Origin of the sequence: Actinoplanes rectilineatus (assembly GCF_000962825.1) — a bacterium.
GTDB lineage: Bacteria > Actinomycetota > Actinomycetes > Mycobacteriales > Micromonosporaceae > Actinoplanes > Actinoplanes rectilineatus.
In genome coordinates this window covers 116,514-137,219 of record NZ_JZKF01000006.1, presented here as the reverse complement: position 1 = coordinate 137,219, position 20,706 = coordinate 116,514, and the positions used below count along the sequence as shown (strand labels likewise).

The following is a 20,706-nucleotide window of genomic DNA, read 5'->3' as shown; positions in this document are numbered from 1 at the left end:
GATCGCGGAGCACTCTGAAACGGTAGGACGGAAGCTGCGGCCCCTGTATCCCCACGATGGGTATAGCCATGCGCGGGAAGAACCGGTGGTGCCTGTCGGTGCATTGTGACTTCATCGGCGCAGTCTCCGCTTACCGATGCGCTGCCAACCTCACGGGAAGGTTCCACCGTGACAACTGCGGCTCTAGCGATGATGACAGATCCGGGCGCATCTGTGGCGGCACGTATTGCCCCCGGGCCAGCCTGGTGCAGCAGCCACTACGAGCCTGGCCCGGGCGAGGCTTTCCACCAGCACACCATCGGCCGTTCGTGGGGTGCCGGTGATGAGCGGCTGCGCCTGGGGCTGACCCGGTTCGATCATTCCGGGCGGCCTGGGCAGACACGCGTGGACGTGCAGATTGTTGATGCCGGTGACGACATCACTGCGGCCGTGGCGCTCGGGTCGCAGCAGGCTGAAGGTTTCGCCGGGGCGCTGGTGTACGTACTGGCCACACAGGAAAGGGCCAGCCGTAGCAGGCTGGCCCTTTTCGTGTGGTGTGCCTACGCCGCGTTCAGCGCGTTTCTGGCCGCCAGCAGGATCGTGTGGACGTCTTCGCCGCGAACCGTGTCGACGAGCAGCGAGTCCATCAGCTCGGTGTAGTGCGGCGCCATCTTCGGGGTGAGCGCGAGCTCTCCGGTGGTGGCGTCGACCATGACGGTCTCGTCGTAGACGGTGAACGCGTTCTTCGGCAGGGCGCCGAGTTTGACGCCGAAGGGCAGGACCGCGAACTCGACGCCGGGTAGGCCGACGAGTCCTTGCAGCCGGCTCAGTTGGGCCCGCATGGCGTTCGGGTCGCAGGGCAGGAACCGTAGCGCCGATTCGGCGATGACGATCTCGAAGTATTTGCCTGGCGCGCCGACGGTCAGCCCGTCGGCCTGCCGCATTTCGATGACGGCGTCGGTGTCCGGGTCGCCTGCCAGGCCCTGGCGAGCGTAGTCGGCGGTTTGCAGGAAGTACGGGAGTTCGGCGATGGCAAACGCGCGGATGCGGGTGGCTGCCCGGAACAGTCGGCTGCGGTCGGTCTGGGTGCCTTTCGGCCCGTACTGGGCGCCGGAACGGAGCCGTTTGTCTTCGGTGCGCGTGTCGGCGAGTTCCTGCAACAGCTCGTCAGTCTCGGCCTCGGTGAGGCCCGTCGCGGCGGCCCAGGCGCGGGCGTGTTCGGGTTGCATCCAGCGCTGGCCGAGTTCGTACCGGCTGGCGAGCCCGGGGTCGATGCCGGTGATTTCGGCGAGTTGTTTGGACTGGGTGATGCCGGCGGCTTCGCGGATCTGCCGGAGGTGCCGGCCGAATTGCTGTCGTGGGGTGAGGTTCATCGGCGGGTTCCTCGCGCTGCGGGGACTGCCAGGTCTCGCCACAGGCGCGGTTGAAGCACTGAGTCCTCCTTCGGGATTTCTAGGGATCGTTCGCGATGATCCCACCTTCGGACCGGTTTTGCGTAGTCACATGCCAGTGGATTGTCAACGTTGTACGCAAGGCAGCCCCGGCCGACTGATCGGTCCGGGGCTGTGGTGTGGCGAAACCTGGCACTCTTGAATCTACATTATTTGTCAATCGCTTGACGATTGACATACAGGAGTGCAGGGTGGGGGTAGGCATTCAGCCGCCGTCTCCCGGCCGGGGTCGGCGTGACAGAGACTCCCCTGCCCCGGCCGGAACGACCTCCCGGAGGTTCATCCGTGACCACCAACTGCCCGATCTTCTACTGCCGCCGCGCCCACAACGAGGCCCCCGGCGAGGCCGTCATCCACGAGTCCGAGCAGGTCGAGATCCCCCGCCTCCCCGGCGCCGCCCGGCCCACCGTCGGCGTGCAGATCAGCCAGGCCGACGACGACATGGCCCCGCGCCTGAACGTCGGTGACTACGACTTCGACACCACCAACGCGGCCCGGCTCCTGGAGGAGCTGACTGTCCTCGTCGCCCAGATGCGCGCGGCGCAGGCCGACTACGACCGCGGGCTGGTGACCGCATGACCGTCGCCCTGGCACCGGCCCCGCTCGCCGGGATCCTGTACGTGATGCGGCGTAACCACCCGCACGCCTTCTACCGCCGTCCCGGGCGCCCCGAGGTCCGCCTCTGCGCGGTGTTGTTCTTCGCGCAGGGCCACCACCTGGCCCGGTGCGGTCAGCCCCTGTTCGCCGAGGCGATCGTGCGCACGGCCGGCGGGGTGCACGTCGACCTGCCTGGTACGGACGAGTACGACACCGCCCTGCTGACGGAGGGGCACGCCGGGTCGGCTGGTGACGCCGCCGAACGGTACGGGCGGATGACCGTCACCGACCTGCGCACTGTTCTTCAGTCGTCCGCTCCGTGGCAGCGCACCGCAGTCGGTGACCCGATCGACTTGGACGTGCTGCGGGACTGGTTCCGGCGGGCGGCGGAGACCGACGACCCGGACGACGACCGGCCGAACAGTGCGGAGTGCGCTGCGGCGGACGCGCACTGGGCGGCCCGTCAGGCGGCCCGGCAGGCGCAGTCGTGACGCGCACGCTGGCCGAGCTGAACACGCTGGTCGCCGAGTACGCGGCCGTCGCCTACCCGAACTCCTCGGACATCGACCACATGTCCGAGGACGAGATCCGGCGGAACACCGCAACCATGCACGCATCAGCGACACGGATCGCCGACCTGGTCATCGAGGCCGGGGTGCACCGCGGCGTGGTGCTGCGGTGACCGCCCCCGCCCTGGCTTCGGCGGCGGTGACCGCCGACGATCGGGTCCTGCTGGCCACGTTCGGCCCGGTCTCCCCGGCGTTCCGCTGGGATGCGGTCGAGCGTGCGTTCGTGGCAGCCCGTACCGCCGCCGACGTGGACCCAGACCTGGATGCCCAGCTGCGGCGGCTGCGTGACGCCGGCCTGATCGGCGAGGTGCCGCACCCGGCTTTGACGATCTGGAAGCTGCGGATCACCGACTCCGGCTACGCCGCCCTCTGATCTTTCCTCTCCCCCGCAGGGCCGGGCGGTTCTTTGCCCCCCTTGGGCCGCCCGGCCCGCCCCCTCTCAGTTCGAGGAGAACTCTGATGTCCATCGCTGTTCTGACCCCCACCGACTCCGGCGACGACTTCGACCGCTGGGAGCACGAGCCGCCCGTTGAGCCGACACACCGCAACCGGCCGTCGCGTCGCGTCGTGAAGGACGAGGCGATCCGGCTGTCACTGGACCTGCCCCGGCACCGCACCCACGAGCGGAGGGACTGACCATGGCCGCGTTCACCTACAGCTACGAGGTGGTTTCCCGCGGGCAGGACACGGTCCGCGACACCACCTACGACGCCCCGCAGTCGACGCCGCGAGAGTTCGCGAAGGCGTACGGCGCCAGGCTCGACGTGACCCGGCCGCCGATGCCGCACCCGGTGACCGTCAGGGTGTGGGCGGGCGCGGACATCGACCGGGACCCGGATTACGTGCTCGAGCACACGCTGCGCCGGAACCGGGGCCGCGCGCTGTCGGCGGTGGCGTCGTGACGGCGACCGCAGCCCGTGAGCGTCGTGCGGCCCGCCGGCGCCGGGACCCGTTCGAGGCCGGGCGTATCGACACCGGCCGTGAGGTGTGGCAGGGCGACATCCCGGCCGGTGTGGTCGGCTACCGGCTCGGCACGCGCTGGCAGGTGCAGTGATGGACGCCGTTCCCGAGCTGACGTTCCGGTCCGGGTGGCCGGACGACGAGCATGCGTTCTGTCCGTGCGGCTCCCCCGTGCCGATGTCGTTCAACGCGGCCACCGGGCGCCTGGAATGCGACGACTGCCTGACCGCGGCCGTCGACGCTGCGGCGATCGTGGCGGAGGTGGCGTCGTGACACGGCCTAACGATCCGATGATGCGCGCCCGCTACCGGGAGATGACCGACCCGCATGACGGCAACGAGGGCTCTGGCCAGCCGTCGATCCGGGTCATCTCGTACCTGGGTGACTACGACGACTATTTCGACATCCGCCTGCTTGGTCCGTTCGAGACGGTTGTTGGCCGGGATGCGGAGATCGCCCGCCTGGCTGGTCTGTTTGGCATGCACGGGCGCCTCGAGTTCGTGGCGTGTTCCCTGTCGCTGGCCGAGGCCGGGCTGTCCCGCTATCACGCGGAGCCGTCCGACGTGGCCGGGGCTACGCATTTCGGGGAGTTCATGGCCGGGTTCGGCCATGACGACGAATGGTTGGACGACGAGGACGACGAGGATCCGCCTACCGGTGTGTCGGTGCCGTATGACGGTGGCCCGCAGGCCGAGCTGGAGGATTTCGGCGGCCTGGCGAAGCTGCTGGAGGGGCTGTCGTGACGGGCCTGGCCGAGAACGAGGCGTGCCCGTCGTGCGGCGACCGTGAGGTGACGGTCCGGGACGGCCGGATGGTGTGCCGCAGCTGCGGCTACCCGCCTCCGCCTCAGTCGTCGGTGGTGGCCCGGTGACCGCGGCCGAGCAGCTCGAGCAGCTGCGCATCGCGTACCGGACGGTCCGTGCCGCCTCCGATGGGGGGTCGCCGATCGAGGCGATGCGCCTGGACGGCCAGCGTCAGCGGATCGCCCTGGAGTTGGCGGACCTTGTCGCCGCCGACGACTTCGCCCTTTTTGAGCTTGCCAGTGTGTGACCGCCCGTTCTGGGTCTCAGCGCTACTCCCCTGCCGCTGAGGCCCGTGACGGCCGGTCAGACCGTCTGACCGCCGACGAAGGAGAATAGTGAACGTCAAGGACGATCAGCGTGTGCACCCGGTCGGCGACGGCTACCGGGTGGAACGCGACGACGACACCACCCTGATGGTGATGCCCACCGGTGACGGCTGGGCCGCCTACTTCGGGCACGCCACCATCGAGGACCCGCGGCCCGTGTCGGGCCTGGCGGGAAGCTTCTCCAGCACGCCCGAGGGTGCGCTGGAGTGGGCGCTGCGGACGGAGCACGGGTCGTGACCGACCACACGATCACGCTACCCAGGGATCACTACGAGCGGCTGCTCGCCGGCCAGCACACGTGGTGGGACGACGACACGAGCCGGGAGTGGCTGCTGCTGCCCGACGGCGCCGACCCGGGTGAGGTGTACGACGGCGCCCAGACGGTGACGCTGGCCCCGGAGCATGTCAAGGAGATCGCCGAGCCCGGCGGGATGCTGGCATTCAACTTCCCGGCGCGGGGCAACGTGCTGATCCGGTTGGAGGGCGACCGATGACGGGCACCCGCAGCTACACGGTGACCGTGTATGAGAACGGCGTGGCGCAGGGCCAGGGCGAACCGATCATCGCGGTCGATGACGTTGACGCCGAACGCCAGGCCGCGCAACTCGCCGTGTACGCCTCCCCGAGGCAGTCATTCGCCGTGCATACCGCCACCGGGACACTGCTGGGCACGTTCCGTAAGGGCCACTGGAGGGGACTGTGAGCAAGCGAACCCTGACTTTGACCGTCGAGCAGTTCCGTCAGGTCGCCGCCGACAACGCGGTCGTAGTGGCGGATTCCGACGGCCGGACAGTGGCGGTGTTCCGCATCTTCACGACCCTGCTCGTGATGCCGCAGACAGACCGCCGTCTGGCCCTGTCGGATCGGGAGATCGAGGAGATTGGCCGTGGCGAGTCGTGGATCGTCGAGGACCGCCAGGACCGCGCGTACGGCTGGACTGTGAGCGTGGCGGCGTGACGACTCTGTTCGAGTTTGCCCCGGATGACGGCCCGGTTCAGACGATCGAGACGTGGGATCCGGTTGCTGATGTGCAGGCCCGTGCCGAGCAGCGTGCCCCGGTTGATGGGGTGCTGGTGTTGATGTCCCGGGTTCATGGCAGCACGAAAACGCCCACAAACGGTGTGTTCCGTGCACGCCGAATCTCGAACGTGCGGGAGGCGTCGTGAGCGTCGACTACACGGGCGGCGTTGTGGGCCGTGATCCGGTCGCGCAGACGGTCGTGCAGGCGATGGCTGCCCGTTACCCGTCCTCGACGGACCAGGAGATCGCGGACCGGATCAACCGGCAGTACGAGGAGCCGGTCATCGACGCCGCTGAGGTGGCGCACTGGCGGCAGGAGGTGCCGGAGTGAGCGCGTACAACCGTGATCTACGGGTGGAGAAGATCAACCAGAGCTTTCTCGTCGGCCGGAAGTGGTGGGTCACCGAGACGGGCCAGCAGTGGGATGCGTGGCCGTGGCCTGCGTGTGACAACGCGTCTTTCGATGACCAGTCGTACATGGTCGAGCACCTGAGGGGTCGGGGCACGTTCACCGCCGACGAGAAGATCCGCGAGCTGATCGGAGAGCCGCAGTGAGCGCCTACGCAAACGATCCGCGGGTGGCTGTCGTCGGTGACCAGTGGGAGATCGACGGCGCCGACAGCAATAGCGGTAGCCCGGTGAGCGGGGCGGTCATCCCGTCCGGCACCGGGTTCAAGGCTTGGTTCGACGGTGCGGCCGGTTCACCGCAGATGGTGTGGCCGACCGCCGATGCTGCGATTCGGTCGATGATCGGGGACCCGCAATGATGCGGGCCGCGGACCAGTTGACCGCCGAGCAGCGGCGCGTGTACGACGAGGCGATCGCCCGGTTCGGCCGGGACGGCACGCCTGCCTCGGACACGATCCTCACGGCGGGGCTTTCGCCGGCCGGCCAGGCGGCGGTTGCGGATGCGATCACCCCCGGCATGGGGCGGGAGTATCTGCCGTGATCGTCCGGGATTTGATTGCCGAGGTGCGCCGCCATTTCGCGACGACCAGCGATGTGTGGCAGGCCGCCGAGCGGTGGGGCGAGTTGCAGGACGCCTACTACGACCTGCCGTGCCACTCCCCGGAGCGGCGCCGTGTTGGCGAGCAGATCGCCGCGTGCGTGGACGACATCGCGTACGGCATCGAATCGTCCCGGCTGGCCGCGACGGTCGGGTTCATTGGCGACCCGGCCGGGTTGCGTCGCGACTGTTCGGGCTGGCGTAACGGCGACGACATGTCCGGCGAGGAGCCGTGCGAGCACGAGGAGGCACCACTATGACGGCCGCCGGCATGGCAATGTGCGGCAACCCGGGCTGCCCGGAGGTGGCGACGGCGGACGCCGAATACCGGGTCGGGGCAGGCGGGGTCCTGTCGCGGCTGGCGTGTGATCACCGGGAGTGTGTGCGCTGGGCGATGGCCGAGCTGCGCGCTGATTTCCCGGCCAGCCGGATCACCCGCGTGGACCTGCATGAGGGCGTGGACCCGTACGCGGACAGTCCACGGAGTTACTGACAGACAAAGCCGGGCGGGCTCGTGGCCGTAGGAAGCCGAGCCCGCCCGTGTCGCAATCCGATGCTTTCCGAGAAAGGAGAACGACATGGACGAGGGTAACCACCGCGCGCTCGACCTGGGGCAGGTGCGGGACAACGCGATACGCGAATCGTGGCCGCTCGACGACCCGCGAGCCAACTATCCGCTGGCCGAGAACCGTCGGGGCGCGCAGGAGCAGGGCCGGAGGGACGCCGATGAGCGCGGGTGACCGGTACGGCCGTCAGCCGGCACAGCGCCTGGACCCGGCGGCCCGGTCGGTGTGGGCGCAGTTGCTCGCGGCGTCGCGGGTGCAGCGCGACAGGCGGTCCCGCTGATGGCTCACCTGTACGCGGATGTGCTGTTGGTGGTACACCACGACGACACGCGGACCGCGTACGAGCAGGTGTCGTACTGCCCGTGGCGCGGCGGGGTGACCGTCTACCAGGACGGTGAGGAGATCATCCACGATGATGTGCTGGACGTGCGGGTCATCAACATGGCCGCCGTCTGATGCAGACCTTCAGGGCGTCTCGCCGGTTTCCGCCGGCGGGGCGCCCTTCTTCTTGCCGCCGGTCACGCCTTTGGCGATCTGTTGGGCGCGGTTGCGGTGCTGCCCGATGGCTTGGCCGACTTCTTCCCAGCTCATGCCGTCTTCGTCGTGCATGGACTTCACGACGCCTTGGCGAAGGGTCTTTAGGTGGGCGACGAACCCGGGCATTGCGTTGAGCAGCTCGCCGAGGGCTATGGCCTGTTCGGCTTTGGTGGGTTTGGCAAGTGCTGCGTCTCGTTCGGCTGCCGGGTTGTCCACGATCTCACTGTAGTGGGCGGGGTTTCTTGCGTCGCTCGCTCGGTGTATTGAGCCTGTAGTGCCCGGCCACTACACTCAGGGCATGCCCCGAGATCTCGAACCGCTGGACGTTGTCGACGGCGACCTGATCGACGAATACGGGCCCTGCGAATCGGCCGGCTACCCCCACTGCCCGGGCGGCCCCGCACCACTGGTTCCCGACCCGTACGACGGGGACGTGAACAACACCCACCGCCTGACTTACCTGCACGACGAGTGCGCGCACGAACGCGCCATGGACATCTGAGGAGTCCTGATGACCGCCACCCTGACCGCCCGCGACATCCTGCTCGACGTCCACGACGCCGCCCTCCTCGGCAAGGCCAGCGGCCTGGCTGTCGCCTCGATCGCGGCCATGACCGGCCTCCCGGACGACGTGGTCGAGCAGGTCCTGGACGACGCCAACCGGCTCGGCATGGTCTACCTGAACCGTGCTACCGGCCGGTGGGTCGCCTACGACGTGTGCCTCACGTGCGGCGACGACCGTAACGCCCACCCGGACACCGGGCTGTGCACCGTTCCGGCCGGGGCCCGACTGCCCGGGTTCCCGCTGTGAGCCTCAGCCGCCCGGCACCGGGTGCTGAGGTTCGTCACGCGGCGGCCCGGGTGATCGCCCCGATCGTAGGCGGCCTGGCGCGCTGCACACCCGCGGAACGGGCGGCGGACATCGCCGAGTCGCTGTTCTGGTCGGGGTTCCTGCGTGGCGGCCGTGACCTGCCGGACGTCGAGCAGCGGGTCGTGGACGACCTGTCTTGCCGCATGAGCCTTACGACGGCCGAGGTGACAGCTGCCGCCCTGTCTCGCGCCGGACTGTTGACCGATTCTTCCGAGGAGAACTGACATGACTGATCTTTCCGCTGATCTGCACATCGCCCTGGCCGCCTACATGGCCCACCTGCACGCCGACGCCGACGTTGGTGAGCAGCGGGAGATGAAGCGGCTCGGCCTGACACCGGGTGAGCGTGAGCAGCAACTGTGGGTGCGGGTTGCTGAGGCCCGCAACGCCCGCCTGGAGGAGACCCGATGACCGAACACATTCACACCACGGCCCCCGCCGACAACGGCACCTACCACTACTGGGAGGTCCGCGACGAGACCGGCGGGGCGTCGGTGTCGCTGCTGCATTCCCGCAGTGAGGGGTTCTTCTCCCTCGCCGCTGACAACGGGCGCCTCGCCCAGTGGCTCAGCACGACCGAGTCCGGGCACTGGGTGTTCAACGTGGTGGGCATTCACCGCCAGGGCAGCGGCTGGGGTTGTTCGGTCCACGGTGACAGCTGCGATGAGGACGCCCTCGGTGACACGTTGGCTCTCCCGTTGTGGGCGCGGCTGCGTGAGGCGGGCGTGACCGACGCGGGTGTGTTCGCCGAGTTGGAGCAGCTGCATCAGCTGGTGTTCGGCGAGGTGGCGGCGTGACCGTGGATGCGGGCGTGTGGGCGGGTTTCGACCCGCGGCAGCATGCCTGCGACATCCTCGCCGTCCTCGACCCGCAGTGGCGGGCGTCGGCGGTGTTCGACGAGCGCGGGCTGATCGTGGTGCGGGCCCGTGTTGGCAGGGGTCGTGTCGACCTGGTGTTGCCCCGCCCTGAGGACGGCGAGCCGGGTTATGAGGTGCTGCGGGACGGCTGGTGGCTGTGTTCCTGGGAGTGCCCGGTTCCGCTGCGTGCTGCGGCGGTGGCCGCGATGTTCACCGACAAGTTGGAGGAGATCCGATGAGCAGTGTGATCAATGATGTGGCCGGGCTGATCCGTGAGGTCGACGGCGCCAACCGGATGACGGCAACTGGTCTCGGTGCGGTGCTGGCGGAGCGGCTGGTCGTGTTCTACGGCGCCGCCGAGCTGAACGTTTCGGACGTGGTCGAGTTCGTGGTGCGTACGAACCCGGACAAGCAGCTGGGTGCCGGCGTGCTGGCGGAGCTGATCGTCGCCGAGTTCGGCCTGGACGCGGAGGTCGTCCGGTGAGCGACCTCCATATCCCTGAGTACAGCCCGCACCGGTGCACGCCCACTGCCGACGCCTACGCCGCGGCAGTGCGGGCGTTGGAGAAGCACCGCAGCCGGAGCAGCCGGGCCGGTGACGTGCTCAATGCGTGGCAGACCTGGCGTGAGCAGCAGGACGACGGCGATCCCGGTGCCGCCTTCTACGACGAAATCCTGACCGCCCTGACCGAGGAGAACTGACCATGAACCTTCGTCCCCCGACCGACGGCCGCTGGGCCATGCCGCCCCGCCCCTTCTCCGTCGGTGACACCACCCCGCTCGATACCGACTCGAACCCGTGGACGGTCAAGGCGGTCACCCCGAACTTCGCCGCCCTCACCCGCCCGGTCACCGGCGCCGACCGTCAGGCCCACCTCGATGAGCAGTGGGAGGACGAGCACCCGGACGAGCTGGAAGGTGACGTCTTCTACACGGTCCTCGACTGGCGTAACGGGCTGCGCGGCCCGTGCAACCTGATCGGCTGGGGGTACGGCGACGGCACCTACTCGGAGGCCGACTGCGCATCCATGCTGGCCGACTTCGAGGCCGGGGACCTGGAGATCTCGTATCGGAACTGGCAGCGGATCCGGTTCGCCGACGAGGCGGCTACCCGATGAAGCCGTTCCGCATTTCCACCATCAGCCTCGACGACGACCACGAGGTCAGCGGTATCACCGCAGTGCTCGACGCCCCGTTCCTGCCCGCGCTGAATCGGGCCGTGGGTGTCGACGAGACCAGCCGCGTCTTGGTGGTCCGGTCGGATCGTGGCGACACCGAACTGCACGTCGGCCTGGACGTCGTCCAGCTGATGGCGCTGTTCCGTACGGCGGGCGGCTGGACGGGGCAGACCTGTGAGATTCCCGGCGCCTATGACGCCCTGGCCCTGGTCGTTTACGGCCTGATGGAGGACTGACCGATGACTGTCACCGACCTGCCCGCCACCACGGCCGGCGAGGCCACCCCGGAGTCGGAGCGTCTGGCCCGGGTCGTCGCCGACTTGGCTGCCGTGGAGGAGCGCATGGCGGACCCGCAAGGCTGGGGGCAGCTCCTTGAGGATGAGCGGTCGCGGCTGATGTCGCAGCGGGCCGAACTGCTGCGGGCAGGCGCCCGGCTCACGGCAACCGTGCTGGAGGCGTGATGGGCTACTTCTTGGTGTCGTACACAGTCATCGACAGCCGTGACGGTTCTGCTATGGGCGCCGGCGCCATTGATTGGACCATGAGCCCGCCTACCTCAATAAACGACGTTTCTCAGCTGTCGGACCAGATCACCGAATCGCAGCAGCAGCGGAACCGTCTGCCGCGGAATCAGTGGGTGTCGGTGACCGGCTGGTCGGAGATGAGGTTGTGACCGTGTCGTCTTCCCCGTGGTCCGTGTTCGTGGCGGCAGCGGTCGAGCACACGGAGCTGCTGTTGGCCGAGGCGCCGCGTGACCTCGAGGCCGAGGACCAGCTGTGGGTGGCGATGGTCTGTGCCCGCAACGACGCGCTCGCCCAGCTTGAGAAGGAGAACGCATCATGAGCGACAACCTCCGACGAGAAGAACAGCTCATCGAGCAGCTCGCGATCGCGGACATGTTCAAGCCGGTCCGTTGCACCTGCGGCGGGATTTACGACCTCGGCACGGTAGAAGTGACCGGCCGGTACACGGATTGTTCGGTGTGGCGTGCCCCGTGCTGCGGGCGGACCGCCGACGATCGTGGTGAGACGGGTTGGAAGTCGACCCAGGACTACACGGTGCTCGGCAAGGCAAATCCGGGCGGCTTCCGCACGGATGGCGAACGGTGGTGGCCGTGACCGGCCTGAATCTGTACACGGTCTGGAACGCCTCCCTGCCCGCCCCGATCGCTTTGCCGTCCCCGCAGACCCGCCTGTGGGTTGTCGCGGCGAGCAAGGGCGATGCGGGGCGGGCGATGAAGGAGCTTGGCATCTGGTTCGACCCGCGGACGTTCGGCGGCCCGGTGCCGGGCGGCCCGGTCATGGCGGAGATGCGTGTGGCCCGCATGATGGGCGCGCCGGCCGTGTACGCGTACCCGATGCCGTGGCGTGACGGGGACCGGCCGGTGCGGGTGGTGTCGTCCTCGAGGACGGTGCCGGTGGATGTGGAGATGGGTGTGCTGCTGGCCCACTACGGCGGGTCGCCGTGGTGAGGGTGTGGCGGTTGTTGGGCCGGGCTTTGGTGCCTGCGCTGACCTTGTCTGGCCTGGTTGCGGTGATGGTTGTCGTGGCCGTCGGTTTGCTCGTTGCGTGTGGGGTGGCCGAGGTCCGGGTGGGTGTGCGATGACCCGCTCGTGGCGCATGTTCGCCGGCCGCAACCGCATGGAGAGCCGCCCGTTCCACCGGTTCGGCGACGAACGCACGGTCCGGTTCTGCGGCATAGAACCGGTGGCCGTGGAGCTGGTCGAGGATGCGGACGGCGTTTACTACGGCTGGCTCCGGACGGACGGCACGGCCCCGGTGATGGTGCAGGGCACTCGGGGCATGTTCGAGATGCAGTCGCCGGACGGGTTCGCCGGTGACATCGAGGCGGGTCGTGGCGAGATCGTGCGCCTGTCGTGCCGGGCCGTCGAGGCGGAGTCATGACCGTCCCGCAGCCGTCGTTTTTCGTCGACTATCCGTGCGACCGGCATTGTCAGGTTGAGGTGGATGTGGCTGACGCCCACCTGCGGTACACGCTGGGTCAGATGCTGCGGGCCGCGGAGGTGCAGCACCGGAAGTTGCATGAGCCGTCTGCGGAGCCGACACCGGTGCATGATCGGGTGCGGGCCGAGTTCCGGGCCGGGTTCTAATGGTTCCCCACCCCGTCCATGATCGTTCCGGTAGGGTGCAGGCCGTGAACCTCACCGATGCCCTCGACCTCCTCGAACGGCTGCTCAACGCCGCCGGGCACCCCGACATCGCATCGGTGAAGCGGTACGGCCAGGGCACCGAGCAGTCCCCCGCGGGCATCGACCTGGCCGACCAGCGTGGCGCCCACATGTACCTGTTCGGTGAGCAGCGCAAAGGCGAGATCCCGATCGACGTGCCCACCGTCCTACCGACGCCGAAGTACGGGTCGCAGCGGGTCGCGGTCCTCGCCGCGCAGCTGCTGGACGCGGCACGGCCGGACGCCCTGCGAGAATGGCGGCTGGTCGCGTTCGGTGACCTCGGCCCGACCGACGCCCGCGGTGTCGCACCGGCCGGCATATCGATGCTCGCCGCGGACGGCTCCCGGATTCTGCTGCGGTCGGCGATGGGCGCGTCGAAGGACACCACCGCCCCAGACAGCGAGCCGTCGCCGGGTTGGACGCCACCGGCCGACCTCGCCTGATCTGCAGAGCCCCGCTTGCCTTCCACGGCGGGCGGGGCTTCCTGCTGTTCCGGCTCAGTCGCCTCCGCAGCCTTCTCCGTCCCCGTCGCGGTCCAGGTGACGCGCGTATCCCGGATCGCCGCGGCGGATTGGAGCGGCGCCCGCAGCCCGGACTGCGGCACAGTTCTCGTAGTAGACGCTGTCGGGTTCGTCGTCGTCCGGCTCGTCGTCGGTGTTGCGGGTCTTCTTTGGCTTGCTGGTGGTTTCTTCCGGTTCGGGTTCCGGGCTGTCCTCAAGGTTGGCGGCGGCTTCTGCGGCGGCCGAGGCCGACGCTTCGGCCCGCTGCTGCTCGGCATCCCACGCAGTCTGGGTGCGGGTAGTCGCCGGGGCGGGCGTCTTGTCGTCGTCGCCGAAGACCGTGTTGGTGATGCCGCCGCAGCACAACACAAGGACAGCGATGGCGATCCAGGCTGGTGGGCTCTTTTGTTTGCTGGCCATCGAGCCACTCTGGACATAGCCGTAACGTGCGTCGATCCCCCGGCCGGATGGCTACTCCCCCGGATCGGGCCGTCGTTGCTGGCCGGTCAGCTCGCGAAGCGGCCTTCTTATGTCGCGACCCAGCTGACAGTGACGGCCCTGGCAAGGGCGCGCTGAGTCTCGGTACCGGTGGCGATCGTTTCTGGACATGAAGCCCGCTCGCGGTGACATGATGTTGCCGTGGCAACCGATTGGTGGATCCCTGTCCTTTCTGGCGGCATCGGTGTAGCCGGCGGCCTCGCAGGCGGCTGGATGACGCACCTGTTCACCTCCCGGCGTGACCGGGAACAGTGGGAACGGCAGAAAGAACGACAGAATGCCGAGTGGGCGCGTCAGCGTCAGGACAAACTGGCTGACGTTCGCGCTCAGGTCTATTTGGACCTGATGGAATTCTCCCAAAACCTCACTCTCATTCTTGACATCGACCTCGATAGTGAAGAACGGGATGCCCTCCCTGATCAGATGTCGGACCTGCTGCACCCGGCGAGACTCTCGGCGCGGATCAGGCTCTACCTCGATGAGGATGTTCTGGCTGCCTGGTGGCGAGTCGCAAACTCCTATGCCTCGGTCCGTGAGGCAGCGAAGGATATTGACTCGCTCGAGGCGATGCCACGCGACGTGATAAAGCGTGCGAGTGAGGCTGTTGAGGTACTCCAGAGTCTTCTTCGGTCTCGGGTTCACGAGCCGAGTTAGCCCACAGGATGAAGCCGCCGCGAGCGTGTGCTCTGCGGCGGCTTTCGCAAGCTTGAAAGTCTTTTGCAACAGTCTGTTGCAGCTGTGTCAGCGCTGGGTGTAGTTGCCTTCCGAGTCGCGTTCGGGGTCAACGGTGATGACGTGCTTGACTGCGGGCGCCGGGCCGGTTTCGCAGTTGACGGGGTCGTGGTTGCCGATGCCGTACTGGTCGCAGCAGCGGTCCGGGTTGTCGTCCTGGTCGTTGCGGTCGGCGCCGATGTAGGTGTAGGTCATGGTGTCTCCTCGGGTTGGGCCGGGCAGCCACGCCACCCGGCCAGGACGGTCAGCGGTGCACGGCGGGGAAGTTGGCCCCGAACCAGATGGCCAGTTCGTCCCAGATGATCTGGTCGTTGTGTCCGGAGTTTTCCCACAGTTCGCGCAGCTTGTTGCCGGCGCTGAAGGACCCGTCGCAGTAGGCGTCGCCGTCGACGTACTCGCAGTTGTGCGGGTGTGGGGGCAGGTTTCCGTGCGGGGAGGCGGAGTGGATGCCGATGCTGCGGTTGGCGGGGACGAACGTGACGACCTGTCCGGGCTGGACGAGGAGGAACGTGCCGGTGGCCTGGTCGTGAACTTGGGTGGGCATCGTGGTCTCCTAGCGGCGGTTGTCGCGGATTTGGTAGATGCGTGACCGGTTGCGGCCGATGTCTTGGGCGATGTCTTCGGCGGCCACGTTTTGGCTGAGTGCTTCACGGATGAGCTGGTCGCGGCGGGCGACGGCTTGGTCGTGGAGGTCGGCGTGGTGGTTGGCTTCGAGTTCGGCGGCTTTGATGGCGGCGCGGATCTCGTCGTTCGTCATGGCTAAGTGTGTAGCGCGCTACACGCCACGTCTAGCGCGCTACACAACTTTCACTCCATGGTGCACAACACCAAGTCAGCGTGTCCGCGCATAGTCAGGTGTGCAGCCCGGCTCATCCGCCCGATGCCACACCCCCGGCTCACCCTGCGCATCACGCAGGGCCGCATCCGCAACGGCTTCGGCATAGGTGAGGTGCTCGGCGACCACGTCCATGTCGGCTGGGCCGACACGCACCACCGGATACTTGTACCGGTTCACGGCTCGATCCCGATCTCGATCGCCCGGGCCGCCGCCACCGCGTAGGTAACGGCGTCGGTGTCGAATCCGTGCACGGTGCGCAGGATGTGCGCGGTGGCGACCCGGCTGCCCGTATCGAGGTGGACCAGCATGGCGGTGGCCAGGCGGTTCCGGTCGTAGACCTTCCACTGTCCGCCGGCGTCGAGCTGGATCTTCCCGGTCACGCCGCCACCTCCTTCAGCTTGTCACGGGTGGCCTGGTTCGGGTCGGCTGCGTGCGGGGTTCCGCCGGGTCGGCCGATGTGCCGCCAGGACACACCGCCGAGGTATTCGATCCGTCCGGGGCAGCGTGCGCAGCGCCCTTCGAGACGTACGGCCGGGGCGGTCACGGCGCATCCTCCGGCCGGCTGCCGCAGGCGACGATCGCGGCGGCGACGGTGAGGGTTCCGGAGATGGCGCAGGCGACCGCGGTCAGTTCGGAGCCGAAGATGACGCCCAGGCCGAACGCGCAGGCGAGGATGCCGAGGAGGTAGGCGGCCATCAGTAGCCGTCCTCGCAGAGGAACACGACGGTGATCAGGGCCTCGGCGGTGTCGAACGGGCCCTCAACCTTCTTGCCGATCTCGGTGTACCACTTTGCCGGGTCGGTGCCGGGGTCGGTCGGGTTGCCGCGGAACACGTCGTACCGTTCGCCGTCAACGGTGACCCGGTATTCGCCGGAGGTGCGGATCCGGTCGACGACGACGGTGGCGCCGCCTACCTGGTGGGTGCCGAGGATGCTGGTGGAGGTCACGGCAGAACCTCCACCAGCACCGGGCGGACGAAGACCCCTCCACGCGGGTCGTGGCCGTGGGCGCGGTGACTGCGGCGTGTGGCGTCGGCTACTTCGGTGTCGGTCATGGACTCGTTCCACACGTACACCCAGCCGAGCGGGTGCTCGGCGGCGGGTGTGGTGACCCGGTACCGGGTGGTGCTGTCGAAACCGAGGAACCGGGCGTCCTTCGGCAGGCTGGTGATGGGCTGTTTCATGGTGCTCCGATCGGGTGTTGGGGTGGGCGGGCCGCGCGTCGGGGGGATGCGCCGGCCCGCCCGGAGGAAAGTCAGTGGCTGGTGACGTCCACGTAGAACGGCTCGCCCCGCCACGACAGGCGGGCACCGGCGGTCACACCGGGGGTGCACGGGCAGGCCTGGCATCCGGCGTTCCGGTCGAACACGGCGCCCTCAACGGCGGCATCCACGTCCCCGGTGACGTCCGAGGCGAGGAACACGAGGGTCTCCTGCGCGATGGCGGTCTTCACGCGTCCGATTGCCGCGTTGTACTGGTCGTACAGGTCGTCGATGGCGGGCAGGAGGCCGCGTCGCAAGTTCCGGTTGTTGCCGAGTGCCCGTTCGCGGGCGCCGAGGTCGGCGAGTTCGGGGTCGCGGCCCTCGGCGACGTCCTGGTCGACGAAGACGCGCGGCGCCGGGCCGGGCATTGCTCCGCGGGAGGGGTGGATGGTGATGCGGTAGTGGGGGGTGGTGACGGTCAGGGTGTTGGTCATCGGGGCTCCCGGATGTGGATGCGGTCGTGGGGTGCGGTCAGGTCGAGCCAGGCGTGGCCGCCGCCGGCCAGGCCGATGCAGATGCCGCCGCGCTCGGCAGTCATCGCGGGCCACAGGGGCCGGGCGGGCAGCCAGGCGAGTGTTCGCCAGTCGGTGAGGTCGCGGTCGGCGAACGAGGCGGGCTCGGTGATGTGCAATTCGGCGCCGACCACGAGCCGGTCGAGGACGGTCACAGCAGGTCCCCTCCGTCAAGCCACGCCACGTCGTCCAGGTCGTCGGCGGCGAGCGCCCCGAAAACCTGCGACCCGGGAACGTCCTGCTTGAGCGGGGCCTCCTGGACCACGTAGACGGGCCCGTGGGGTTTCTGCGCCCAGCCCTCGGTGACGTGCCGGCCGAGGCTGTCGACGCCGGTGAACCGGATGACGGGTGCGGTCCAGCCCTGCGATGAGGTGAAGGTTCCCCAGCTCGGGTAGTCGACGGTGAGGGTGAGCTTGGTGCCCCAGGGGACGGTGATGGTGTCGCCGGTGCGGACCTGGTCGGCAGTGGTCTTGCGGGTGGTCATGCCGCCACCGCCGTACTGTGGCCGATCGCGTTCCAGCCGCGCCCGTTGAGCTGGACGGAGGCGATGATGCGGGTGCCGGGCCGGTAGACGATGGAGTTGCGGTCGGCGCAGCCGCGCTGCACGATCCCGTCGAGGAGCAGCCACGACTGGCCGTCGCCGCAGGTGACGACCCCGCCGCGGTGCTGGCGCATCCGGTCGAGCATCGCCGGAGTGGGCGGCTTGCGGTGCACGTTGGTGCGGGTGGGCCGGGCCGGTCGCAACGATTGCCGGTACGAGTTCCACGTCTCGGTGGGCCGGTCGGCGGCAATCGCGGCCTGCTCGGCGGCGGTCTGCGCGGCCCACTCGGCGGGGATCGTGTCCATGGTGGCGTTGATGTCGGCGGCCAACTGCTTCTCCGCCTGGTCGACGATCGCGGCTGCGGAGGTGAACGCGCCAGCCCGCTGCTCGATCAGCCACAACCGTGCCCCACCCTCGACCTGCTCGGTGAGGAACGCGAGGTAGGCGTCGGCCTCGGCGCGGGTGGGGAAGTCCCGGTCCAGGGTGGTGTCCCACGGGACGACGGCCAGGACGGTGATGCCGTCGTGGTGGGTGTCGATGCGCAGGTGCAGGACCCGGCGTCCGTCGGGGGCGTGCACGTCCCGGTATTCGGGCTGCACGGGCACGGCGGCCGGAGCGGGCGGGGCGATGAGGTTGGCGCGGCCGACGGCGGTCAGCCCGTGGTCGGTGATGACGCCCAGGTCAGACACCCAGCCCGCGACGGTCATGCGGCGGAGCACGTCGGCGCGGGCGGTGACGGTTCCGCCGTTCCGTCCGAACGTGGCGACCAGGTCCGCGGCGGCGGTGAGTGCGCGGTGCTGGGCGGGGGTGGGCGTGCTCGTGGTGCTGTTCAAGTCGGGGTACCTCCCGATCGGGGTCCGTGCGGTGCGCCAACACCGTTCGGACCGGCTTGCTATGCCAATGACATTAGGCCCACTTGACTTGCCTGTCAAGCGTCATTGGCCTAGCATTCTTGGCATCAGCCCAATAGCATGGGCCAAGACCACTAGCCGATGATGTGGAGGTGACCAACTTGCATGACGTGATCGACGCCTGGACCGCCCGCACCGCCGCCGAACAGGCGTTCAACGAAGCCAAAGAGCGCTACCGCGAAACCGTCCGGGCCGCACTGTCCGACGGCGTCGCCCAGACCGCCATCGCCGACGCACTCTCCCGCACCCGCGAATCCATCCGACAGGACGCGATGACCGACGAGGAGCTAGCGGCATTCAAGGCCGCCCAGGCAGAGCGCCGACGCGCGAAACGAAAGTCCGCAGGCTGAGCCGACCGGCCAGCCACATAGAGCGGGCCCGGCAGGAATTGGCGTTCCTGTGCCCCGGGCCCTTGACGGAGAGGTACCTCCGCCCGTGCAACACGGTAATGCAGTGCTGTCCTCAATCAGGTGCGCAGCCGGAAAGATCACTTCTGGCGGCTGCCCATGACCCTGGAACTGGTGCCCGCTGGGGACTCGAAGGTCAGCACCGAACGGATCGAGCAGGTCGTCATCGGCGCGCTCATGGTCAGCCCGGACGCCGTGGCCGAAGTACTGCCGATCCTCCAGGCATCCGACTTCTACAAGGTCGCACACGGGGTCATCTACTCCACGATCGCCGCGAACGCCGCGATCAACGAACCCACCGATCCCCTCGCCGTCGCCATCACCCTCGACAAGATCGGCGACTTGCAGCGCGTCGGCGGCGTGCCCTACCTCCACACCTGCCAAGCGGCGGTACCGACCGTAGCCAGCGCAACGTGGTACGCCCGGCAGGTCAAGGAACGCGCGTTCGCCCGCCGCACCGAACAGAGCGCCGCCCTGGTCGCCGAAGCCGCCCGCACCGGAGACCGGGCCGTGATCGCCCGCGCCTACGACCAGATGCAACAGCAACTCGCCGCGAGCCCCGACGAAGGCGGCGCAGGCTGGAAATCCCAGCTCAGCAACGGCGCGTCGTTCATCTTCGACATGCCCGACAAGGTCCCGGTGATCTGGGGCTCCGGCGACGACGTGCTGTGGGTGTCCGGCGAAGCCCTCATGATCTGCGGGCCGCAGGGCGTCGGCAAAACGACCATCGGTGGGCAGCTCGTGATGGCCCGGCTCGGTCTCATCCCCGAAGTGCTGGGCTGGCCGGTCACCCCCGGCGAGGGCCGGGTGCTGTACCTGGCGATGGACCGGCCACAGCAGGCCGCCCGGTCGCTGGCCCGGATCGTCCGGCCGGAGTGGCGGCAGGTACTCGAAGAGCGCCTCATCGTCTGGCAGGGTCCGCCGCCGGCCGACTTCGCCGCGAACCCGTCGCTGATGGTGGAGATGTGCCGGGCTGCCGGGGCGGACACCATCATGGTCGACTCAATTAAGGATGCCGCTGTTGGTCTCTCCAAGGACGAGGTCGGCGCGGGCTACAACCGGGCACGACAGCTTGCGATCCGCTCCGGTGTGCAGGTGCTGGAACTGCATCACCAGCGCAAGTCCGGCGGCGAGCAGGGCAAGAAACCGAATTCCCTGTCAGACGTGTACGGCTCCACCTGGATTCCGTCCGGCGCCGGATCGGTCATCGTTCTGTGGGGCGAGGCCGGTGACCCGGTCGTGGACCTCCTCCACGTCAAGCAGGCCCGTAACGATGTCGGTCCGCTCGCCATCATCCACGACCACCTGGCCGGACGATCGGAAGTCGACCGGGGTGACGCGTCCACCGACGTGGTCCTCATGGCGTCGCGTTGCCCGAACGGCCTGAGCCCGCATCAGGCCGCGAAGCAGCTGTACGGCCGGACCGAACGCAACGACATCGAACGGGCGCGCCGGAAGCTGGAGAACCATGTCCGGACCGGCGAGCTGGTGAGCGTCGACGGGGAGCCGAACGTCAACGGTGGGCGCCCGCAGAAGCTGTACTTCGTGGTACGTCGGTCGATCTCCGGGGCTGCGTGATTGGGCGTGGGGAGCAATCA

The 20,706-nt window shown here is 68.5% G+C and carries 61 protein-coding genes; 45 read left to right on the top strand and 16 right to left on the bottom strand.

The genetic code is table 11. From position 1 onward, the window contains the following. Window positions 1-539: 539 nt before the first annotated feature. Window positions 540-1,352, bottom strand: a complete 813-nt coding sequence (locus WH85_RS06795; RefSeq protein WP_045740827.1) for a Scr1 family TA system antitoxin-like transcriptional regulator — start codon at window positions 1,350-1,352, stop codon at window positions 540-542. A gap of 363 nt (window positions 1,353-1,715) precedes the next feature. Here WH85_RS06795 and WH85_RS06790 point away from each other — a divergent pair, with 363 nt between their 5' ends. From WH85_RS06790 to WH85_RS51525, 24 genes are all read left to right on the top strand, one after another. Then, window positions 1,716-2,009 carry a hypothetical protein gene (locus WH85_RS06790; protein ID WP_045740826.1) on the top strand — a complete coding sequence of 98 codons (294 nt, stop codon included), beginning with the start codon at window positions 1,716-1,718 and terminating at the stop codon, window positions 2,007-2,009. Beyond that, window positions 2,006-2,518, top strand: coding sequence for a Panacea domain-containing protein (locus WH85_RS06785; RefSeq protein ID WP_052720203.1), 513 nt, complete (start codon window positions 2,006-2,008; stop codon window positions 2,516-2,518). Before WH85_RS06790 ends, WH85_RS06785 begins: the two co-directional genes overlap by 4 nt. Further along, window positions 2,515-2,709 carry a hypothetical protein gene (locus WH85_RS06780; protein WP_045740825.1) on the top strand — a complete coding sequence of 65 codons (195 nt, stop codon included), beginning with the start codon at window positions 2,515-2,517 and terminating at the stop codon, window positions 2,707-2,709. The genes WH85_RS06785 and WH85_RS06780 overlap by 4 nt, the downstream gene beginning before the upstream one ends. After that, window positions 2,706-2,969, top strand: coding sequence for a hypothetical protein (locus tag WH85_RS06775; protein WP_045740824.1), 264 nt, complete (start codon window positions 2,706-2,708; stop codon window positions 2,967-2,969). The genes WH85_RS06780 and WH85_RS06775 overlap by 4 nt, the downstream gene beginning before the upstream one ends. 86 nt (window positions 2,970-3,055) lie before the next feature. Then, the gene (locus WH85_RS50115; RefSeq protein ID WP_157410835.1) at window positions 3,056-3,232 is read left to right on the top strand and encodes a hypothetical protein; all 177 of its coding nucleotides are present in this window, start codon (window positions 3,056-3,058) and stop codon (window positions 3,230-3,232) included. A 2-nt stretch (window positions 3,233-3,234) separates the two neighbouring features. Next, the gene (locus tag WH85_RS06770) at window positions 3,235-3,498 is read left to right on the top strand and encodes a hypothetical protein (protein WP_045740823.1); all 264 of its coding nucleotides are present in this window, start codon (window positions 3,235-3,237) and stop codon (window positions 3,496-3,498) included. After that, entirely contained in the window at window positions 3,495-3,650 is a 156-nt protein-coding gene (locus WH85_RS50110; RefSeq protein WP_157410834.1) for a hypothetical protein, read from the top strand. Before WH85_RS06770 ends, WH85_RS50110 begins: the two co-directional genes overlap by 4 nt. Then, window positions 3,650-3,829 (top strand): hypothetical protein, encoded by a 180-nt coding sequence (locus tag WH85_RS06765; protein ID WP_045740977.1) that lies wholly within the window; start codon window positions 3,650-3,652, stop codon window positions 3,827-3,829. Before WH85_RS50110 ends, WH85_RS06765 begins: the two co-directional genes overlap by 1 nt. Window positions 3,830-3,849: 20 nt before the next feature. Further along, complete coding sequence (locus WH85_RS06760; RefSeq protein ID WP_157410833.1) at window positions 3,850-4,299, top strand: hypothetical protein; 450 nt, start codon at window positions 3,850-3,852, stop codon at window positions 4,297-4,299. Further along, complete coding sequence (locus tag WH85_RS54365; protein WP_483757004.1) at window positions 4,296-4,427, top strand: TFIIB-type zinc finger domain-containing protein; 132 nt, start codon at window positions 4,296-4,298, stop codon at window positions 4,425-4,427. The genes WH85_RS06760 and WH85_RS54365 overlap by 4 nt, the downstream gene beginning before the upstream one ends. After that, window positions 4,424-4,606 carry a hypothetical protein gene (locus WH85_RS06755; protein ID WP_045740821.1) on the top strand — a complete coding sequence of 61 codons (183 nt, stop codon included), beginning with the start codon at window positions 4,424-4,426 and terminating at the stop codon, window positions 4,604-4,606. The genes WH85_RS54365 and WH85_RS06755 overlap by 4 nt, the downstream gene beginning before the upstream one ends. An 88-nt stretch (window positions 4,607-4,694) precedes the next feature. Then, window positions 4,695-4,922, top strand: coding sequence for a hypothetical protein (locus WH85_RS06750; protein WP_045740820.1), 228 nt, complete (start codon window positions 4,695-4,697; stop codon window positions 4,920-4,922). Next, a complete protein-coding gene (locus WH85_RS06745) occupies window positions 4,919-5,179 on the top strand; it encodes a hypothetical protein (protein WP_045740819.1) in 261 nt (86 codons plus the stop codon). Before WH85_RS06750 ends, WH85_RS06745 begins: the two co-directional genes overlap by 4 nt. Further along, entirely contained in the window at window positions 5,176-5,388 is a 213-nt protein-coding gene (locus tag WH85_RS06740) for a hypothetical protein (protein ID WP_045740818.1), read from the top strand. Before WH85_RS06745 ends, WH85_RS06740 begins: the two co-directional genes overlap by 4 nt. Window positions 5,389-5,405: 17 nt before the next feature. Next, window positions 5,406-5,642, top strand: a complete 237-nt coding sequence (locus tag WH85_RS06735) for a hypothetical protein (RefSeq protein ID WP_157410832.1) — start codon at window positions 5,406-5,408, stop codon at window positions 5,640-5,642. Further along, on the top strand, window positions 5,639-5,851 hold the full coding sequence (locus WH85_RS06730) for a hypothetical protein (protein ID WP_045740816.1): 213 nt from the start codon (window positions 5,639-5,641) through the stop codon (window positions 5,849-5,851). Before WH85_RS06735 ends, WH85_RS06730 begins: the two co-directional genes overlap by 4 nt. Then, on the top strand, window positions 5,848-6,036 hold the full coding sequence (locus tag WH85_RS06725; RefSeq protein ID WP_045740815.1) for a hypothetical protein: 189 nt from the start codon (window positions 5,848-5,850) through the stop codon (window positions 6,034-6,036). The genes WH85_RS06730 and WH85_RS06725 overlap by 4 nt, the downstream gene beginning before the upstream one ends. Beyond that, a complete protein-coding gene (locus tag WH85_RS06720; RefSeq protein ID WP_157410831.1) occupies window positions 6,033-6,260 on the top strand; it encodes a hypothetical protein in 228 nt (75 codons plus the stop codon). The genes WH85_RS06725 and WH85_RS06720 overlap by 4 nt, the downstream gene beginning before the upstream one ends. Further along, complete coding sequence (locus WH85_RS06715) at window positions 6,257-6,472, top strand: hypothetical protein (protein ID WP_045740813.1); 216 nt, start codon at window positions 6,257-6,259, stop codon at window positions 6,470-6,472. The genes WH85_RS06720 and WH85_RS06715 overlap by 4 nt, the downstream gene beginning before the upstream one ends. Then, window positions 6,469-6,654 (top strand): hypothetical protein, encoded by a 186-nt coding sequence (locus tag WH85_RS06710; protein ID WP_045740812.1) that lies wholly within the window; start codon window positions 6,469-6,471, stop codon window positions 6,652-6,654. Before WH85_RS06715 ends, WH85_RS06710 begins: the two co-directional genes overlap by 4 nt. Next, a complete protein-coding gene (locus tag WH85_RS06705) occupies window positions 6,651-6,971 on the top strand; it encodes a hypothetical protein (protein ID WP_045740811.1) in 321 nt (106 codons plus the stop codon). Before WH85_RS06710 ends, WH85_RS06705 begins: the two co-directional genes overlap by 4 nt. Next, complete coding sequence (locus WH85_RS06700) at window positions 6,968-7,204, top strand: hypothetical protein (RefSeq protein ID WP_157410830.1); 237 nt, start codon at window positions 6,968-6,970, stop codon at window positions 7,202-7,204. The genes WH85_RS06705 and WH85_RS06700 overlap by 4 nt, the downstream gene beginning before the upstream one ends. Window positions 7,205-7,289: 85 nt before the next feature. Then, complete coding sequence (locus tag WH85_RS50105) at window positions 7,290-7,451, top strand: hypothetical protein (RefSeq protein ID WP_157410829.1); 162 nt, start codon at window positions 7,290-7,292, stop codon at window positions 7,449-7,451. 105 nt (window positions 7,452-7,556) lie between these two features. After that, window positions 7,557-7,733 (top strand): hypothetical protein, encoded by a 177-nt coding sequence (locus WH85_RS51525; protein ID WP_169792418.1) that lies wholly within the window; start codon window positions 7,557-7,559, stop codon window positions 7,731-7,733. A gap of 9 nt (window positions 7,734-7,742) precedes the next feature. On the opposite strand, the gene WH85_RS06695 is transcribed toward WH85_RS51525, so the two are convergent. Then, window positions 7,743-8,030, bottom strand: a complete 288-nt coding sequence (locus WH85_RS06695) for a hypothetical protein (protein ID WP_157410828.1) — start codon at window positions 8,028-8,030, stop codon at window positions 7,743-7,745. Between the two features lie 82 nt (window positions 8,031-8,112). Between WH85_RS06695 and WH85_RS06690 the strand changes: the two genes are divergently transcribed. The 18 genes from WH85_RS06690 to WH85_RS06615 all read left to right on the top strand — a co-directional run bounded on the left by WH85_RS06690 (window position 8,113) and on the right by WH85_RS06615 (window position 13,351). Then, complete coding sequence (locus WH85_RS06690; protein ID WP_045740808.1) at window positions 8,113-8,316, top strand: hypothetical protein; 204 nt, start codon at window positions 8,113-8,115, stop codon at window positions 8,314-8,316. 9 nt (window positions 8,317-8,325) lie between these two features. After that, the gene (locus WH85_RS06685; protein ID WP_045740807.1) at window positions 8,326-8,625 is read left to right on the top strand and encodes a hypothetical protein; all 300 of its coding nucleotides are present in this window, start codon (window positions 8,326-8,328) and stop codon (window positions 8,623-8,625) included. After that, complete coding sequence (locus WH85_RS06680) at window positions 8,622-8,909, top strand: hypothetical protein (RefSeq protein WP_157410827.1); 288 nt, start codon at window positions 8,622-8,624, stop codon at window positions 8,907-8,909. Before WH85_RS06685 ends, WH85_RS06680 begins: the two co-directional genes overlap by 4 nt. Window position 8,910: 1 nt before the next feature. After that, the gene (locus WH85_RS06675; protein ID WP_045740805.1) at window positions 8,911-9,096 is read left to right on the top strand and encodes a hypothetical protein; all 186 of its coding nucleotides are present in this window, start codon (window positions 8,911-8,913) and stop codon (window positions 9,094-9,096) included. Continuing rightward, on the top strand, window positions 9,093-9,482 hold the full coding sequence (locus tag WH85_RS06670; protein ID WP_045740804.1) for a hypothetical protein: 390 nt from the start codon (window positions 9,093-9,095) through the stop codon (window positions 9,480-9,482). Before WH85_RS06675 ends, WH85_RS06670 begins: the two co-directional genes overlap by 4 nt. Next, window positions 9,479-9,781, top strand: coding sequence for a hypothetical protein (locus WH85_RS06665; RefSeq protein WP_045740803.1), 303 nt, complete (start codon window positions 9,479-9,481; stop codon window positions 9,779-9,781). Before WH85_RS06670 ends, WH85_RS06665 begins: the two co-directional genes overlap by 4 nt. Further along, complete coding sequence (locus tag WH85_RS06660; RefSeq protein ID WP_045740802.1) at window positions 9,778-10,026, top strand: hypothetical protein; 249 nt, start codon at window positions 9,778-9,780, stop codon at window positions 10,024-10,026. The genes WH85_RS06665 and WH85_RS06660 overlap by 4 nt, the downstream gene beginning before the upstream one ends. Then, window positions 10,023-10,244 carry a hypothetical protein gene (locus WH85_RS50100; protein ID WP_157410826.1) on the top strand — a complete coding sequence of 74 codons (222 nt, stop codon included), beginning with the start codon at window positions 10,023-10,025 and terminating at the stop codon, window positions 10,242-10,244. Before WH85_RS06660 ends, WH85_RS50100 begins: the two co-directional genes overlap by 4 nt. A 2-nt stretch (window positions 10,245-10,246) precedes the next feature. Then, window positions 10,247-10,660 (top strand): hypothetical protein, encoded by a 414-nt coding sequence (locus WH85_RS46725; RefSeq protein ID WP_052720202.1) that lies wholly within the window; start codon window positions 10,247-10,249, stop codon window positions 10,658-10,660. Next, entirely contained in the window at window positions 10,657-10,956 is a 300-nt protein-coding gene (locus WH85_RS06650; protein ID WP_045740801.1) for a hypothetical protein, read from the top strand. Before WH85_RS46725 ends, WH85_RS06650 begins: the two co-directional genes overlap by 4 nt. Before the next feature lie 3 nt (window positions 10,957-10,959). After that, window positions 10,960-11,181 carry a hypothetical protein gene (locus WH85_RS06645; RefSeq protein ID WP_045740800.1) on the top strand — a complete coding sequence of 74 codons (222 nt, stop codon included), beginning with the start codon at window positions 10,960-10,962 and terminating at the stop codon, window positions 11,179-11,181. Continuing rightward, window positions 11,181-11,393, top strand: a complete 213-nt coding sequence (locus WH85_RS06640; protein WP_157410825.1) for a hypothetical protein — start codon at window positions 11,181-11,183, stop codon at window positions 11,391-11,393. Before WH85_RS06645 ends, WH85_RS06640 begins: the two co-directional genes overlap by 1 nt. Before the next feature lie 2 nt (window positions 11,394-11,395). Continuing rightward, the gene (locus tag WH85_RS50095; protein WP_157410824.1) at window positions 11,396-11,563 is read left to right on the top strand and encodes a hypothetical protein; all 168 of its coding nucleotides are present in this window, start codon (window positions 11,396-11,398) and stop codon (window positions 11,561-11,563) included. Continuing rightward, the gene (locus WH85_RS06635; RefSeq protein WP_045740798.1) at window positions 11,560-11,838 is read left to right on the top strand and encodes a hypothetical protein; all 279 of its coding nucleotides are present in this window, start codon (window positions 11,560-11,562) and stop codon (window positions 11,836-11,838) included. The genes WH85_RS50095 and WH85_RS06635 overlap by 4 nt, the downstream gene beginning before the upstream one ends. After that, window positions 11,835-12,191: a hypothetical protein gene (locus WH85_RS06630; protein WP_157410823.1), complete on the top strand. Its 357-nt coding sequence runs from the start codon at window positions 11,835-11,837 to the stop codon at window positions 12,189-12,191. Before WH85_RS06635 ends, WH85_RS06630 begins: the two co-directional genes overlap by 4 nt. 130 nt (window positions 12,192-12,321) lie before the next feature. Further along, a complete protein-coding gene (locus WH85_RS06625) occupies window positions 12,322-12,624 on the top strand; it encodes a hypothetical protein (RefSeq protein WP_157410822.1) in 303 nt (100 codons plus the stop codon). Next, on the top strand, window positions 12,621-12,830 hold the full coding sequence (locus tag WH85_RS06620; RefSeq protein WP_045740795.1) for a hypothetical protein: 210 nt from the start codon (window positions 12,621-12,623) through the stop codon (window positions 12,828-12,830). Before WH85_RS06625 ends, WH85_RS06620 begins: the two co-directional genes overlap by 4 nt. A 44-nt stretch (window positions 12,831-12,874) precedes the next feature. Further along, window positions 12,875-13,351 carry a hypothetical protein gene (locus WH85_RS06615; RefSeq protein WP_045740975.1) on the top strand — a complete coding sequence of 159 codons (477 nt, stop codon included), beginning with the start codon at window positions 12,875-12,877 and terminating at the stop codon, window positions 13,349-13,351. Window positions 13,352-13,405: 54 nt separating this feature from the next. On the opposite strand, the gene WH85_RS52175 is transcribed toward WH85_RS06615, so the two are convergent. Further along, on the bottom strand, window positions 13,406-13,828 hold the full coding sequence (locus WH85_RS52175; protein ID WP_211275298.1) for an excalibur calcium-binding domain-containing protein: 423 nt from the start codon (window positions 13,826-13,828) through the stop codon (window positions 13,406-13,408). A 219-nt stretch (window positions 13,829-14,047) separates the two neighbouring features. Here WH85_RS52175 and WH85_RS06605 point away from each other — a divergent pair, with 219 nt between their 5' ends. Further along, window positions 14,048-14,560, top strand: coding sequence for a hypothetical protein (locus tag WH85_RS06605; protein WP_045740794.1), 513 nt, complete (start codon window positions 14,048-14,050; stop codon window positions 14,558-14,560). An 87-nt stretch (window positions 14,561-14,647) separates the two neighbouring features. Here the strand turns inward: WH85_RS06605 and WH85_RS06600 are convergent, their stop codons facing one another. The 13 genes from WH85_RS06600 to WH85_RS06555 all read right to left on the bottom strand — a co-directional run bounded on the left by WH85_RS06600 (window position 14,648) and on the right by WH85_RS06555 (window position 18,623). Then, window positions 14,648-14,833: a hypothetical protein gene (locus tag WH85_RS06600; protein WP_045740793.1), complete on the bottom strand. Its 186-nt coding sequence runs from the start codon at window positions 14,831-14,833 to the stop codon at window positions 14,648-14,650. A 49-nt stretch (window positions 14,834-14,882) separates the two neighbouring features. Beyond that, window positions 14,883-15,182, bottom strand: coding sequence for a hypothetical protein (locus tag WH85_RS06595; protein ID WP_045740792.1), 300 nt, complete (start codon window positions 15,180-15,182; stop codon window positions 14,883-14,885). Between the two features lie 9 nt (window positions 15,183-15,191). Next, window positions 15,192-15,395, bottom strand: a complete 204-nt coding sequence (locus WH85_RS06590; RefSeq protein WP_045740791.1) for a hypothetical protein — start codon at window positions 15,393-15,395, stop codon at window positions 15,192-15,194. Between the two features lie 75 nt (window positions 15,396-15,470). Beyond that, window positions 15,471-15,653: a hypothetical protein gene (locus WH85_RS50085; RefSeq protein WP_157410821.1), complete on the bottom strand. Its 183-nt coding sequence runs from the start codon at window positions 15,651-15,653 to the stop codon at window positions 15,471-15,473. Continuing rightward, the gene (locus tag WH85_RS06585) at window positions 15,650-15,856 is read right to left on the bottom strand and encodes a hypothetical protein (protein WP_045740790.1); all 207 of its coding nucleotides are present in this window, start codon (window positions 15,854-15,856) and stop codon (window positions 15,650-15,652) included. The genes WH85_RS50085 and WH85_RS06585 overlap by 4 nt, the downstream gene beginning before the upstream one ends. Further along, window positions 15,853-16,020, bottom strand: a complete 168-nt coding sequence (locus WH85_RS50080) for a hypothetical protein (protein ID WP_157410820.1) — start codon at window positions 16,018-16,020, stop codon at window positions 15,853-15,855. The genes WH85_RS06585 and WH85_RS50080 overlap by 4 nt, the downstream gene beginning before the upstream one ends. Further along, the gene (locus WH85_RS50075; protein WP_157410819.1) at window positions 16,017-16,172 is read right to left on the bottom strand and encodes a hypothetical protein; all 156 of its coding nucleotides are present in this window, start codon (window positions 16,170-16,172) and stop codon (window positions 16,017-16,019) included. The genes WH85_RS50080 and WH85_RS50075 overlap by 4 nt, the downstream gene beginning before the upstream one ends. Next, the gene (locus WH85_RS06580; RefSeq protein WP_045740789.1) at window positions 16,172-16,423 is read right to left on the bottom strand and encodes a hypothetical protein; all 252 of its coding nucleotides are present in this window, start codon (window positions 16,421-16,423) and stop codon (window positions 16,172-16,174) included. The genes WH85_RS50075 and WH85_RS06580 overlap by 1 nt, the downstream gene beginning before the upstream one ends. Continuing rightward, the gene (locus WH85_RS06575; protein ID WP_045740788.1) at window positions 16,420-16,659 is read right to left on the bottom strand and encodes a hypothetical protein; all 240 of its coding nucleotides are present in this window, start codon (window positions 16,657-16,659) and stop codon (window positions 16,420-16,422) included. Before WH85_RS06575 ends, WH85_RS06580 begins: the two co-directional genes overlap by 4 nt. A gap of 71 nt (window positions 16,660-16,730) precedes the next feature. Continuing rightward, window positions 16,731-17,171, bottom strand: coding sequence for a hypothetical protein (locus tag WH85_RS06570; protein ID WP_045740787.1), 441 nt, complete (start codon window positions 17,169-17,171; stop codon window positions 16,731-16,733). Beyond that, window positions 17,168-17,404, bottom strand: coding sequence for a hypothetical protein (locus WH85_RS06565; protein ID WP_045740786.1), 237 nt, complete (start codon window positions 17,402-17,404; stop codon window positions 17,168-17,170). The genes WH85_RS06570 and WH85_RS06565 overlap by 4 nt, the downstream gene beginning before the upstream one ends. After that, window positions 17,401-17,733 carry a hypothetical protein gene (locus WH85_RS06560; protein ID WP_045740785.1) on the bottom strand — a complete coding sequence of 111 codons (333 nt, stop codon included), beginning with the start codon at window positions 17,731-17,733 and terminating at the stop codon, window positions 17,401-17,403. The genes WH85_RS06565 and WH85_RS06560 overlap by 4 nt, the downstream gene beginning before the upstream one ends. Further along, entirely contained in the window at window positions 17,730-18,623 is an 894-nt protein-coding gene (locus WH85_RS06555; RefSeq protein WP_045740784.1) for a hypothetical protein, read from the bottom strand. The genes WH85_RS06560 and WH85_RS06555 overlap by 4 nt, the downstream gene beginning before the upstream one ends. A gap of 170 nt (window positions 18,624-18,793) precedes the next feature. Between WH85_RS06555 and WH85_RS06550 the strand changes: the two genes are divergently transcribed. Together WH85_RS06550 and WH85_RS06545 are read left to right on the top strand one after the other, a co-directional pair. Further along, the gene (locus WH85_RS06550) at window positions 18,794-19,051 is read left to right on the top strand and encodes a hypothetical protein (protein ID WP_045740973.1); all 258 of its coding nucleotides are present in this window, start codon (window positions 18,794-18,796) and stop codon (window positions 19,049-19,051) included. Between the two features lie 120 nt (window positions 19,052-19,171). Continuing rightward, window positions 19,172-20,686: a DnaB-like helicase N-terminal domain-containing protein gene (locus WH85_RS06545; protein ID WP_157410818.1), complete on the top strand. Its 1,515-nt coding sequence runs from the start codon at window positions 19,172-19,174 to the stop codon at window positions 20,684-20,686. Window positions 20,687-20,706 lie beyond the last annotated feature (20 nt).